The organism is Ochrobactrum sp. XJ1 (assembly GCF_024701725.1).
Taxonomy (GTDB): domain Bacteria; phylum Pseudomonadota; class Alphaproteobacteria; order Rhizobiales; family Rhizobiaceae; genus Brucella; species Brucella anthropi.
This window is the reverse complement of record NZ_VDGD01000002.1, coordinates 147,091-160,052: the sequence shown is the minus strand read 5'-3', so window position 1 is coordinate 160,052 and position 12,962 is coordinate 147,091. Positions and strand designations below refer to the sequence as shown.

The following is a 12,962-nucleotide window of genomic DNA, read 5'->3' as shown; positions in this document are numbered from 1 at the left end:
TCTATCATATCTTTGCGATGCGCTTTAGCTGTTTATTTTCTGGAGCATGTCGGTTCCGGAAAACCGGTTTCCACTTTTCCGCGACATGCTTTGAAATCCAGCGCGTCGGCAATATGGCCGAATTTGCAGCATGATGCAAATCCGGGAGGCGCGAGGCCTCCCGGACGGGTCTTCTTTTTGTTCTGAACCGCGCATCTTACTCCGAAAACCGTATTACACTTTTCGGGATGCGCTCCAATTCGCGGTGAAAATCAGATGTTGCGACCGATTTCGAGGAATTTCTGGCGGCGTTCCTGTTTCAGCGTTTCGCCGTCGATATCCTTCATCGAGCGCAGCGATGCTGTGATGATATCGCCAGCTGCATCGATGACGGCTTCCTTGCCGCGATGCGCACCACCCATAGGTTCAGGAATGACACCGTCAATGACCTTCAGGTCAAACAGGTCCTGTGCGGTGATACGCATGCTTGAGGCGGCATCCTTGGCGCGGGTGGAATCGTGCCAGAGGATCGACGCAGCACCTTCGGGCGAGATCACCGAATAGATTGAATGCTCAAGCATATAGACGCGGTTTGCAACGGCGATGGCGATTGCGCCACCCGAACCGCCTTCACCGATGATGATCGAGATGACCGGGACGCGCAGCCGGAGGCATTCTGCCGTCGAGCGCGCAATGGCTTCAGCCTGGCCGCGTTCTTCGGCGCTGACACCCGGATAGGCGCCTGCCGTGTCGACGAAAGTGATGAGCGGCAGTTGGAAACGGTCTGCCATTTCCATGATGCGGACGGCCTTGCGATAGCCTTCCGGACGGGCCGAGCCGAAATTGTGCTTCAGGCGCGTCTTGGTGTCAGAGCCTTTTTCCTGCCCGATGATCGCAACGGCCTGACCGTTGAAGCGGCCAAAACCAGTCTGGAGAGCTTCGTCATTGGCAAACTTGCGGTCACCGGCGAGCGGAGTGAATTCGGTGAACAGCCGGTCAATATATTCCAGGCAATGCGGACGGTCCGGATGGCGGGCGATCTGTGTCTTCTGCCACGGGGTCAGCTTGCGATAGATGTCCTTCAGCGCATCGGCCGAACGCTTCTCGAGGCGACGAATCTCGTCGCTCATCTCGACGCTGCCTTGTTCCTGCGCGAGCTTCTTGAGCTCAAGAATCTGGCCTTCAAGGTCGGCGACGGGTTTTTCAAAGTCGAGATAGTTGTACATCGGGCCTGACTGTTCGTGCTTTTTCCAAAGGGATTAGCGCTATTGCGAGCCTGAAAAAGGCTGTTTTACGGCGCTTTACATATTCACTACTGGCTCATCTTGCAAATTTTCGACTTTCTCATAACCGGACAGAGGCTAATCGGCAAGCGGATGATGCTCGCTGACAAGCTTATGCAGTCTTTCCTCCAGCACATGCGTATAGATTTGCGTCGTTGAAATGTCGGCGTGGCCGAGCAATTGCTGCACGGTACGCAGATCGGCACCGTTCTGCAGCAGATGGCTGGCAAAGGCATGGCGGAGCACGTGCGGTGAAACGGCTGCCGCCGACAATCCCGCCCGCGCGGCAAGCCCTTTCAGTTCGCGTGCAAAAACCTGGCGCGCCAGGTGGCCGCTTTCCGAAAAAGCCGGAAAAAGCCACGGATTGTCGTCGCTGCCAGGCAGGGAATCCCGCAAGGCGAGAAAGCGCTGCAACGCCTCACGTGCCTTGGGCGAAAGCGGGACCATGCGTTCCTTGGAGCCCTTGCCGCGAACCAGTAGGAAGCGGTGGTCGGTGCGCGCGACGCCGACCGGCAGACCAACAAGTTCGGAAACGCGCATGCCAGTGGCATAAAGTGTTTCAATGAGAGCGTGAAGGCGCAGCGCCTTGAAGCGCTCTGCCGGTTCCGCTTCTTCGCTGGTTTCAAGTGCTGCGCGGTCGAGTAGTTTTGTGACGTTCTCAACGCTCATGATTTTCGGCAAAGGCTTCTGCTTTTTCGGCGCATCGACCGTACCGGTTGGATCGTCCTGCCGATAACCTTCCGAATAGAGAAAGCGGAAGAACTGGCGTAGCGCCGACAGACGCCGGGCTTGCGATGTCGCGGCAAAACCTTCCGTTGCCATGGCATCAATGGCGCTGCGAATATGGTCCGCACCCGCTTCGGCAAGATTGACGCCTCGGGCCGACAGCGCCTCTGCCACCGCCTCAAGATCGCGCCGGTAGGATTCAAGCGTGTTTTCCGCCGCGCCGCGTTCGGCGCTCATCATTTCCAGAAAGTTCTCGATCGCCAGCGATGCGCGCATTGTCATTCCTGCGGTGTCTGCGGCGATTGGGGCGCCGTATCGGCGGTCTCCGCAGGGGCAAGCTCGGCTGCGGGAGCTGGCGGAGGCGCAATCGTGACCGGTTTCAGCTTCGAAGCCGGTATTTCGACGGTGATCTCGCGTGTGTCCGGCTCAACGAAATTGGCAAGTGTATACATCGCGCCATAAACGACGGCGGCGACAAGGGCGAGAAAGAGAACGAGGCGCGTTAGCGTAGGCATCCATCTTTTATGCTGTGGCATTGGGACGAAAGCAAGGAGGGGGGACGAAAGCAAGGAGGAGGAATGAAAGCAAGGAGAAGGAATGAAAGAGGAGACAAGAGCCCAATCATGCAAAAAAGCCTTGCTTGCGGCCATGCACGCCCTGAAAACCAATCAAAGCAATTGACGTCGTCCTGTTTTTCATGTGGAACCGGAGCAAATGGACGAGGTCAATGAGCAGCACGACAAAACAAAACAATCTACATGAGAAAGCGGAGCTGATCCGCGATCTTCTCGGTTCGAAAGTCGTGGTGCTCGTGGGGCTGATGGGTGCAGGCAAATCCACCGTCGGACGCAAGGCTGCAGCCTTGCTCGGCCTGCCGTTTCGCGATGCCGATACGGAGATCGAAGCGGTTTCCCGCATGACCATTCCTGAATTGTTTGAAGCATATGGCGAGGTCGAGTTCCGCGATCTCGAACGTCGCGTCATCATGCGCCTGCTCGAAGACGGACCGATGGTTCTGGCCACCGGCGGCGGGGCCTATATGAATGCCGAAACACGCACGGCAATCGGTCGTGCAGGTGTTTCCGTCTGGCTCAATGCGGAAATCGATATTCTGATGGAGCGCGTATCGCGCCGCCAGAACCGCCCGCTGCTGAAAAACAGCGATCCGCGCGGCGTCATGCTGCGGCTGATGAATGAACGTTATCCTGTCTATGCACTGGCCGACCTTCAGCTGATGACGCGGGATGACAAGAAGGAAGTGATCGCTGCGGAACTGCTCGATGTTCTGGCGGATCATCTTGAAAGATTAGAGGCATAATCGGTCCGGTAGAACAAGCCGCCGATGTCTTCGCCGCATGTATTGGAGACTACGCATGAACGCGCCTTCCATCGCCCAGGATGTTACGACTGTTCCCGTGTCGCTTGGCGACCGCTCCTACGATATTCTGATCGGCAAGGGGCTGGTGGATCGTGCAGGCGAGGAGTTGGCGAAGCGTCTGAAAGGCGTGCGCGTGGCGGTGGTGACGGACGAAAATGTTGCCAAGGCTCATCTGGAGCGCCTGACAGCAAGCTTCGCCAAGGCCAGTATCGATGTGACGCCGGTGATTGTTGCGCCGGGCGAAAAGTCCAAATCCTTCGGTACGCTGGAAACCGTCACCAATGCCGTACTGGCGGCGCGGCTGGAGCGCGGCGACGCGGTCGTGGCATTTGGCGGCGGTGTGGTTGGCGATCTTTCGGGCTTCGTCGCCGGTATCGTGCGGCGTGGTATGAATTTCGTTCAGATGCCGACCTCGCTCCTGTCGCAGGTGGATTCCTCGGTCGGTGGCAAGACCGGGATCAACACGGCACACGGTAAAAATCTCGTCGGTGTCTTTTATCAGCCGCAGCTGGTTCTGGCCGATACGGAGGTTCTCGACACGCTGAGCCCGCGTGAATTCCGCGCCGGTTATGCCGAAGTTGCAAAATATGGTCTGATCGACCGTCCGGACTTTTTTGAATGGCTGGAACAGAACTGGCAGGAGGTCTTCTCCGGCGGGGCGGCACGGACGCAAGCCATCGCTGAATCCTGCCGCTGCAAGGCAGCCGTTGTTGCGCGCGACGAGCGCGAAACCGGTGACCGGGCGCTTCTCAATCTCGGCCATACTTTCGGCCACGCGCTGGAAACGGCAACGGGCTACGATTCGACCCGTCTTGTGCATGGTGAAGGTGTCGCTATCGGCATGGCGCTGGCCCATCGCTTCTCGGTCAAGATGAACCTGTGCGGCATCGAGGATGCGGAGCGCGTTGAGGCGCATCTGAAAGCCGTCGGGCTGCCATACAGGCTGTCGGATGTTCCGGGCGGGTTGCCACCGGCGGAAAAGCTGATGGATTATATTGCGCAGGACAAGAAAGTGGCGCGTGGTGCGCTCACCTTCATCCTGACGCGCGGCATCGGCCAGTCCTTTATTGCCAAGGACGTGCCACCGGCCGCCGTGCTGGAATTTTTGAAAGAACGTCTGGAAACGAAATAAGAGGATAAGGCGGATGGCTTTCGAGCTCTGGGTTATGTGCGGCATCATCCTGCTCTGCGTCATTCTCTCAGCATTCTTTTCCGGGTCCGAAACGGCGCTGACGGCGGCGTCTCGAGCCCGGATGCACACGCTCGAACATAATGGCGACGAGCGGGCAGGGTTGGTCCAGCGCCTCATCAGTCGCCGCGACCGGCTGATCGGTGCGCTTCTGATCGGCAACAACCTCGCCAATATTCTGGCGTCCTCCATTGCCACCAGCATCTTTTTGAACCTGTTCGGCGATGCGGGCGTTGCTTATGCCACGCTGGCAATGACGGTCATTCTGGTCATCTTCGCGGAAGTGCTGCCGAAATCCTGGGCGATTTCCGGTCCAGACCGGTTTTCGCTTGCCGTTGCACGCGGCGTGTCGCTGGTCGTCCTGATCCTCGGACCGATTTCCAGTGCGGTGAACCGCATTGTGCGCGCGATCTTGAAGCTTTGCGGCATCAATCTTGCCGCCGGTCGGTCCATGTTGAGCCCGCAGGAGGAATTGCGCGGCGCGGTCGAGGTGCTGCATCGCGACAAGTCGCTCATCAAGGAAGATCGTGACCAGCTGGGCGGCCTGCTCGACCTCAAGGAGCTGGAAGTCAGCGACGTCATGGTGCACCGAACCTCGATGGGCACCGTCAATGCCGATGCTCCGGCGGATGAGATCGTGCGCGATATTCTGGCCAGCCCGCATACACGTATGCCGCTCTGGCGCGACGATATCGATAATATTGTCGGCATTATCCACACCAAGGACCTGCTGCGCGCGCTTTACGACGTCGACAATGATTTCAAGCGCATCGACATCATGAAGGTCGCGCGCAAGCCGTGGTTCGTGCCCGACACGACCACGTTGCAGGACCAGCTCGACGCGTTTCTCCGCCGGAAGGCGCATATTGCCATCGTCGTCGACGAGTATGGTGACGTGCAGGGGCTGGTGACGCTTGAAGATATTCTGGAAGAAATCGTCGGCGATATTGCCGACGAACACGACATCGAAATCCAGGGTGTCCGCCTGCAGCCGGATGGTTCGGTGATTGTCGACGGATCGCTGCCGATTCGCGATATTAACCGCGCGCTTGACTGGTCTTTGCCGGATGAGGAAGCGACAACGATTGCCGGTCTGGTCATTCATGAGACCCAGACCATTCCCGAAGTGAAACAGGCTTTCACCTTTTACGGGAAGCGCTTTTCCGTCCTGAAGAAGGAAAAGAATCGCCTGACACGGCTGCGCATCGTGCCACTTGATGCCGATGGAAAGCCTGCGCCCATAGTTGCCGCGCTGCCGCGCTGAAAGCTATCACGGGAGCAGTTTCCACCTAACACTTTGTTTCTGAATATTTTAATCCCAGATTAAAGCCAGTTTTCGGCCGGAAAATCTGGCCGGGCTGGCGTTGTTTTTTCCGATTTCTTGTGCGCGTTTCAGTATTAAATATAAGTAATAATAAAACGACATAATACTATAATATTATTCTAGTCTAATATATCTCGGATACAACTACTAGTAATAGAAAAAAATTCATTTGAAATTATTGAGAATATACGCTTCTATAAAATTGTTTTTCGCAACAATAAGGTTGCTAATAATCCGGTAGCATTCATTATATATGACTTATGTTTGGATACGAAAACTACGGAGAAAATCGCCTACGGCCTACTTTATAATTAGAGAAATACAGTCCTGGTCTATTGGTACTTGCACTAGATACTATCCTGGAATTTCTTTTCTCCGCAAAGTTCGATCTATCTGGTCTATATTACAAAGGCGCCCGAAAGGGCGCCTTTGTAATATAGACCATGGTTTACGCCGGATCTGATCAGGGGAAGAGACGTTCCCGTCTGGGACGTCATGTCGAGGCCGGATGCCAAGTGATGGGTAGTCGTGAAGCTGCTCAGCGCCGTGTTGCTTCGCCAGGAGCGGAAGGCTCCAGTGCAAGTGCATGGACGCCGCTATCCAGTTCTTCCTTCAAAAGTTCATTAATGGCGCGGTGGCGCTGAATGCGACTCATTCCGTCAAAAGCTTGGGCAACGATACGGATGCGAAAGTGTGTTTCGCCGGTGCCGTCATAGACTTCATGATGTCCGCGCTCTTCATGATGATGCCCGGCGTGGAGATGGCTTTCATTAATGACTTCAAGCCGTTCGGGAGCGAAAGCCGTGGTCAGTTTCGCTTCCATCGCGCTTTGTTTGCTATTGTGAATGGACATTTGGACCACTTCTCCCCATATAGACGCTGTGCCTCATATAACGTTGCTTCGGCAGCAAAAGGTGGGGCAAATCCGCACAGGAAAGCAACCTGCTTCAAAATTTCGCCCAGTTGAAATGGCCAAAAGCCAGACCGGACGAAATGTCAATTCTTGTTCAGCAACTCATAATCCGCATAATTCGATTCGATGACAACGAACTCAAAATTTTTCGACAGTATCCGCATCAAGCCCAAGAAGACCGCGGAAGCGAAGGCTTCGGGGCCTTGCTGCCAGTGGGACGGGTGCGACAAGCCAGGCACGCATCGCGCGCCTGTCGGACGCATGCGCGAAGGTGAATATTTCCGCTTCTGTGTTGATCACGTGCGGGAATATAACAAGAATTTCAATTACTTCTCTGGTCTTTCGGATGGCGATATCGCGAAATTCCAGAAGGATGCGATCACGGGTCATAGGCCGACATGGTCGACGACGGCGAACTCCACCGCCAAGCCGCGCACGTCGCCGGACATGGCGAAGGTACGTTCCGGTTCGGCTTCCTATCACAACCGCATCCGCGATCCCTTCAACCTTTTCAAGGAAGCCAAGGGACATGCGCCGGGCCAGAAAGCGCAGCGCAAGCCGCGTACGCTCGAGATAAAGGCGCTGGCGACACTCGGTCTTGAACCAAATTCGACTGGCGATAAGATCAAGGCGCGCTATAAAGAGCTGGTAAAACAGCACCATCCCGATGCGAATGGTGGTGATCGCGGATCGGAAGAAAGATTTCGCGATGTTATTCAGGCTTATCAATTGCTCAAGCAGGCAGGTTTTTGCTAAAGCCTGTTTGGGTCTGAAAGGCCGACTATGGGGCTGTCGCCGACAGCTCCGACGGACATTCTTCTGCCGCGCGATTGCGTGGACGCAAGCACGGATGCCCGCAACGAATTACGGAAGGGGCATACCGTCCGGCTCGCCGGAAAAACATGCCCACGGGTGAAAGTTGCCGGTCGGTAGCTTGCCGGTATTAATTCGCGGCCGGTCGCTGCCTGCCGCTCTGGAGGCATGATGAACAAGGTTGAGCGGGATATAGCCAATTTGCCGGATACAACGGTTTCGGTGCGCGAAGTGTTCGGGATCGATTCCGACATGACGGTGCCAGCCTATGCGGCAGGCGATTCCTATGTGCCGGAGCTTGATCCGGATTATCTTTTCGACCGTCAGACGACGCTCGCGATCCTTGCAGGCTTTGCCTATAACCGCCGCGTGATGGTTTCCGGTTATCACGGCACCGGCAAGTCGACCCATATTGAACAGGTCGCAGCCCGCCTCAACTGGCCTTGTGTGCGCGTCAACCTCGACAGCCATGTCAGCCGTATCGATCTCGTCGGCAAGGATGCCATCGTCGTGAAAGACGGCATGCAGGTCACCGAATTCAAGGACGGCATCCTGCCCTGGGCCTATCAGCACAATGTGGCTCTCGTTTTCGACGAATATGATGCGGGTCGTCCGGACGTGATGTTCGTGATCCAGCGCATTCTGGAAACTTCGGGCCGTCTGACCCTGCTCGACCAGAGCCGCGTTATCCATCCGCATCCGGCTTTCCGTCTGTTCGCCACTGCCAACACCGTCGGCCTCGGTGACACGACCGGCCTCTATCACGGCACCCAGCAGATCAACCAGGCGCAGATGGACCGCTGGTCCATCGTGACGACGCTGAACTATCTGCCGCACGACAATGAAGTGAATATCGTTCTCGCCAAGGCCAAGCATTACCAGAATGCCGAAGGCCGCGAGATTGTGAACAAGATGGTGCGCGTGGCCGACATGACCCGTCAGGCCTTCATCAATGGCGATCTCTCGACCGTCATGAGCCCGCGTACGGTCATCACATGGTCCGAAAACGCCGCGATCTTCAACGATGTCGGCTTTGCCTTCCGCCTGACCTTCCTCAACAAGTGCGACGAACTGGAACGCCCGATCGTGGCCGAGTTCTATCAGCGCGCTTTCGGCGTAGAGCTGCCCGAATCGGCAGCGAATATCGTTCTCGCTTGATGCGGAAGAAGCCTGCCGCCTGAGCATGTCCGGCGGCAGCGCACTGTCTGATGCGGGGGCGATGAGCTTCGCCCTTGCTTGAAAGCGAAGTCAGGATAGGCATATGTCGGGCCAGAAGTCAGGAATAGGCGATAATTCGCGCGAGCGTAAACCGGGGCCGGTGGATTCCGAACCATTCAAGCGCGCTCTAACGGCTTGTGTCCGTGCCATTTCCGGTGAGCATGAGCTGGAAGTGGCGTTCACCAACGACCGCCCGGCGTTGAGCGCCAATCGCGCCCGTCTTCCCGATCTGCCGAAGCGCCCGACTGCGCACGATATCGCCGTCACCCGTGGCCTCGGCGATTCCATGGCGCTGCGTCAGGCACGTCACAATCCGCGCATTCACGCGGCCCTTGCCCCGGAAGGAAAGCAGGCGCGCGCGATTTACGACGCTGTCGAGCAGGCGCGCGTAGAAGCCATCGGCGCCCGCGCCATGGCAGGCATGGCGGATAATCTCACCACCATGCTTGCGGACAAATATTCGAAAGCCAATTTCTCCGCAGTTACCGCCAAGGAAGATGCGCCGCTTGAGGAAGCCGTATCGCTTCTGCTGCGTGAAAAGCTGACCGGACGGTCCGCCCCTGCCGAAGCCGGACAGGTGCTCGAGCTGTGGCGCGAGTGGATCGAGCAGAAGGCCGCAGCCGACATTGCGCGGCTTGGCGACAATCTCGAAGACCAGCAGGCCTTTGCGCGCACGGTGCGTGACATGCTCGCCTCCATGGATATGGCGGAGGAGCTGTCGCAGGAAGAACCGAGCGACGAAGAAGAGCAGAACGACGAGCAGACGCCGGATTCCGACGAGAACGAGGAAGGTGGCGACGAGAGCCAGGAAGGTTCCGATTCCGCTGAAAGCGAAGAATCCGACAGTTCGAGCGATGAAGGCGAGCAGGGCGAAATGGATGCCGCCGATGCTTCTGCCGACGACATGGATGACAGCGACGATATCGACGCGGAAACGCCGGGCGATACACGCCGTCCGAACCAGCCTTTTGCCAATTTTGCCGAACATGTCGACTACAAGGTCTTCACGCGAGAGTTCGATGAAGAGGTTGAAGCGGTTGATCTTTGCGACGAGGCGGAACTAGACCGCCTTCGCAGCTTCCTCGACAAGCAGCTTGCCAATCTGCAGGGCGTGGTGGGGCGTCTGGCCAACCGCTTGCAGCGCCGCCTGATGGCGCAGCAGAATCGCTCCTGGGATTTCGATCTGGAAGAGGGCTATCTCGATTCGGCCCGTCTGGTGCGCATCGTCATTGATCCGACGCAGCCGCTTTCCTATAAGCAGGAGCGCGATACGGATTTTCGCGATACGGTCGTGACGCTGGTTCTGGACAATTCCGGCTCCATGCGTGGTCGTCCGATCACGGTCGCCGCGACTTGCGCGGACATTCTGGCCCGCACGCTGGAGCGTTGCGGCGTGAAGGTGGAGATTCTCGGTTTCACCACCAAGGCGTGGAAGGGTGGCCAGTCACGCGAAGCGTGGCTTGGACGCGGCAAGCCTGCCAATCCGGGTCGCCTCAATGATCTGCGCCATATCGTCTACAAGAGCGCCGATGCGCCCTGGCGGCGGGCACGGCGCAATCTCGGCTTGATGATGCGCGAAGGCCTGCTCAAGGAAAATATCGACGGTGAGGCGCTGATCTGGGCGCATCAGCGGCTGCTGGCGCGTCCCGAGCAACGCAAGATCCTGATGATGATCTCGGACGGCGCTCCCGTCGACGATTCGACGCTTTCCGTCAATCCGGGCAACTATCTCGAACGCCATCTGCGCGCCGTGATTGAAGAGATCGAAACACGCTCTCCGGTGGAGTTGATTGCAATCGGTATCGGCCATGATGTCACGCGCTATTATCAGCGTGCCGTCACCATCGTTGATGCGGAAGAACTGGCAGGCGCGATGACGGAGCAGCTCGCCTCGCTGTTCGAGGAGCAGGGTGCTGCAGCCTCGGGCAGGGGACAGCGCCACGCTGGCGGACGATAAAAATCAGGCATGAAAAAGGGCGCTTGAAGCGCCCTTTTTCATGCCTGCTGTTTGGTTGCAGCCAGAACGATTTCGCGTATGCACACGCCCTGGGGCTGTTCATAGGTTTAGAGAATGGCGCGAGCCACATCGTCGGCTGAAAGCACAGGCGCGCCCATTTCTTTCTTCCATGCTTCGTAACCGGCCTTGATACCGGCGTCGCTGGTATGGCTCAGAAGTTCCGTTTCCACGGCGCCCGGCGCGATCGTCACGACACGGACATTATGTGGCGAAAGTTCTTCGCGCAGGTTTTCCGACATGCCGTGCACGGCGAACTTCGTGCCAACATAGGCGACATGATTGGCGAAGGTCTTGCGGCCAGCCACCGAGCTGATGTTGATGATTGTGCCGTGCTTGCGCGCAGCCATGCCAGCCGAGACAGCATGAATGCCGTTGAGAAGGCCTTTGACATTGACCTCCAGCATCCGGTCCCATTCATCCGGGTTCTGCTTGTTCACTTCACCCAGCAACATCACACCGGCATTATTGATGATAGCATCGGCAGGACCGAACTTGGCTTCGGCTTCCCGGACGGCTGCCACAAGCGCCTTCCGGTCAGTGACGTCGACGGATTTGCAGAGCGTGTCTGGCAGGTTGAGCTTTTCCATCGCGTCCAGGCGGCGCGCCAGAAGCAACAATGGATGACCGCGATGGGCAAACATTTTTGCAGTGGCAAGGCCAATGCCCGAGCTTGCGCCGGTAACAATGACGAGTGGAAGTTTTTCCTTATTCAAGGACATCTAATCAATCCTTACCTAAATATAAATATAGTCAAACCGAAATAGGAAAGCCGACGCTTGAATAATTTCAGGCGTCTTTTGCTTTCTATACGTAATATAGAAATCCGTTCCGATAAAGAAAGACCGCAGGAAAAACCTGCGGTCTGTCGGAGAGCGGTTCATACAGGGGATATTTATTGAGGAAAACCGGTTTTCGTTGCGTTCAACGGATCGTGAATCCTCGAGAATATCAGCCAGCGTTTGTCCGGTTTGGCGCGTAAAGCGTCGGGGCAAAGACGGCGAGGATTGCGCCATAGGGGATTAGCATCAGCGTTCCCATAATGACCTTCACGAAGAAGTCGCCGAAAGCAAGCGATGCCCAGAGCGGCACGCCAAGGCCGAGGAAGGATGCTGGTTCGGCAAGCGACGAATCGGGCATTCCGGTCAGCTTGTCGATCCAGGCGAAGCCGGCTGCGAAGGCAATCGAGAAGAACAGGATTGTATCGAGCACCGAACCGAACATGGCGGCAGCAAAGGGAGCCTTCCACCAGGTCTTGCGACGCAGGCGGTCGAAGACTGTGATGTCCATCAGCTGTGCGAGAAGGAAAGCGGAGCCGGAGGCAATCGCGATACGCGGCGTGGCGAGCCAGACCGACATGATGACGCCAAGCACGAAACCGGCATAGACGACCTTGCGCGCGGCAGCGGGGCCGAAGCGGCGATTCGTCAGGTCATTGACCAGAAAGGCGATGGGGTAGGTGAAGGCGCCGTAGGTCAGCACTTCACCGAGGCCAAAATGCTGGAATGGATATTGGACAAGTATGTTCGACGCGGCAACCGCCACGCACATTGCCAGTATCGCAGGCATAAGCCGGGAATAAGAAGGTGTCTCGATTGACATTTTTTTATCCTGGGTGATGGAACCAGCAAAAAAGGCCGACAAAAGCCGGCCTTTTTTGTCGAAATTTTTGGCCGGAAGCTTAGGCAGCGACTGCTGCTTCAGCCTGCTTCTTTGCGATCTGACGCTTCAGCAGGCGAGCGCGCTGCGAAAGTTCCTTGTCGTCAGACTTGACGAGGAACGCATCGAGACCGCCGCGATGTTCAACCGAACGCAGAGCGTTGGCGGAAACGCGCAGGCGATAGCTCTGGCCGAGCGTTTCGGACATCAGCGTAACATTGCAGAGGTTCGGCAGAAAGCGGCGACGCGTCTTGTTGTTCGCGTGGCTGACATTGTTGCCGTACTGGACCGACTTGCCGGTCAATTCACAAGCGCGGGACATTTTGGTCTCACCTTCAATTACGTTCTTCAGGCCCCGACCCGAATGTCCGAATTCAAGCAATCAACGCAGTTTGATGCTGCTGGCGCGCGATCTCGGACAGGCGGCCTATTGGGAAAGTCGCGTTTCTATAGTGACAGCAGCCGT

Annotated in this window: 13 protein-coding genes and 1 pseudogene; 7 read left to right on the top strand and 7 right to left on the bottom strand. The window is 56.9% G+C overall.

The annotated features are described in order from the left end of the window. Window positions 1–251: 251 nt before the first annotated feature. The 3 genes from FG152_RS03590 to FG152_RS03580 all read right to left on the bottom strand — a co-directional run bounded on the left by FG152_RS03590 (window position 252) and on the right by FG152_RS03580 (window position 2,503). On the bottom strand, window positions 252–1,205 hold the full coding sequence (locus tag FG152_RS03590) for an acetyl-CoA carboxylase carboxyltransferase subunit alpha (RefSeq protein ID WP_010657619.1): 954 nt from the start codon (window positions 1,203–1,205) through the stop codon (window positions 252–254). Between the two features lie 135 nt (window positions 1,206–1,340). Next, on the bottom strand, window positions 1,341–2,264 hold the full coding sequence (gene xerD / locus FG152_RS03585; protein ID WP_010657618.1) for a site-specific tyrosine recombinase XerD: 924 nt from the start codon (window positions 2,262–2,264) through the stop codon (window positions 1,341–1,343). A gap of 2 nt (window positions 2,265–2,266) precedes the next feature. Next, entirely contained in the window at window positions 2,267–2,503 is a 237-nt protein-coding gene (locus tag FG152_RS03580; RefSeq protein WP_010657617.1) for a hypothetical protein, read from the bottom strand. A 212-nt stretch (window positions 2,504–2,715) separates the two neighbouring features. On the opposite strand from FG152_RS03580, the gene FG152_RS03575 reads away from it, so the two are divergent. Genes FG152_RS03575 through FG152_RS03565 form a run of 3 tightly spaced genes read left to right on the top strand, consistent with a single transcriptional unit; the run spans window position 2,716 to window position 5,819 of the window. Then, on the top strand, window positions 2,716–3,306 hold the full coding sequence (locus FG152_RS03575; protein ID WP_029929641.1) for a shikimate kinase: 591 nt from the start codon (window positions 2,716–2,718) through the stop codon (window positions 3,304–3,306). A 55-nt stretch (window positions 3,307–3,361) separates the two neighbouring features. Beyond that, a complete protein-coding gene (gene aroB, locus FG152_RS03570) occupies window positions 3,362–4,498 on the top strand; it encodes a 3-dehydroquinate synthase (RefSeq protein ID WP_010657615.1) in 1,137 nt (378 codons plus the stop codon). Window positions 4,499–4,511: 13 nt separating this feature from the next. Continuing rightward, window positions 4,512–5,819 (top strand): HlyC/CorC family transporter, encoded by a 1,308-nt coding sequence (locus tag FG152_RS03565; RefSeq protein ID WP_010657614.1) that lies wholly within the window; start codon window positions 4,512–4,514, stop codon window positions 5,817–5,819. Window positions 5,820–6,417: 598 nt separating this feature from the next. On the opposite strand, the gene FG152_RS03560 is transcribed toward FG152_RS03565, so the two are convergent. Beyond that, window positions 6,418–6,732 carry a BolA family protein gene (locus FG152_RS03560; protein ID WP_029929644.1) on the bottom strand — a complete coding sequence of 105 codons (315 nt, stop codon included), beginning with the start codon at window positions 6,730–6,732 and terminating at the stop codon, window positions 6,418–6,420. Between FG152_RS03560 and FG152_RS03555 the strand changes: the two genes are divergently transcribed. From FG152_RS03555 to cobT, 4 genes are all read left to right on the top strand, one after another. Further along, the gene (locus FG152_RS03555; RefSeq protein WP_080514313.1) at window positions 6,725–6,922 is read left to right on the top strand and encodes a hypothetical protein; all 198 of its coding nucleotides are present in this window, start codon (window positions 6,725–6,727) and stop codon (window positions 6,920–6,922) included. The two genes, FG152_RS03560 and FG152_RS03555, sit on opposite strands and share 8 nt — an antisense overlap. Beyond that, a complete protein-coding gene (locus FG152_RS03550) occupies window positions 6,919–7,548 on the top strand; it encodes a J domain-containing protein (protein ID WP_010657612.1) in 630 nt (209 codons plus the stop codon). Before FG152_RS03555 ends, FG152_RS03550 begins: the two co-directional genes overlap by 4 nt. Before the next feature lie 228 nt (window positions 7,549–7,776). After that, complete coding sequence (gene cobS / locus FG152_RS03545) at window positions 7,777–8,763, top strand: cobaltochelatase subunit CobS (RefSeq protein ID WP_010657611.1); 987 nt, start codon at window positions 7,777–7,779, stop codon at window positions 8,761–8,763. A gap of 103 nt (window positions 8,764–8,866) precedes the next feature. Continuing rightward, on the top strand, window positions 8,867–10,780 hold the full coding sequence (gene cobT / locus FG152_RS03540) for a cobaltochelatase subunit CobT (protein WP_029929646.1): 1,914 nt from the start codon (window positions 8,867–8,869) through the stop codon (window positions 10,778–10,780). Between the two features lie 38 nt (window positions 10,781–10,818). Here cobT and FG152_RS03535 read toward each other — a convergent pair. The 3 genes and pseudogenes from FG152_RS03535 to rpmB form a co-directional block, all read right to left on the bottom strand. Further along, window positions 10,819–11,559 (bottom strand): annotated as a pseudogene (locus FG152_RS03535) (SDR family oxidoreductase). 229 nt (window positions 11,560–11,788) lie between these two features. After that, on the bottom strand, window positions 11,789–12,439 hold the full coding sequence (locus FG152_RS03530) for a queuosine precursor transporter (protein ID WP_029929650.1): 651 nt from the start codon (window positions 12,437–12,439) through the stop codon (window positions 11,789–11,791). A 79-nt stretch (window positions 12,440–12,518) separates the two neighbouring features. Beyond that, entirely contained in the window at window positions 12,519–12,818 is a 300-nt protein-coding gene (gene rpmB / locus FG152_RS03525) for a 50S ribosomal protein L28 (protein ID WP_010657607.1), read from the bottom strand. Window positions 12,819–12,962: the final 144 nt, after the last annotated feature.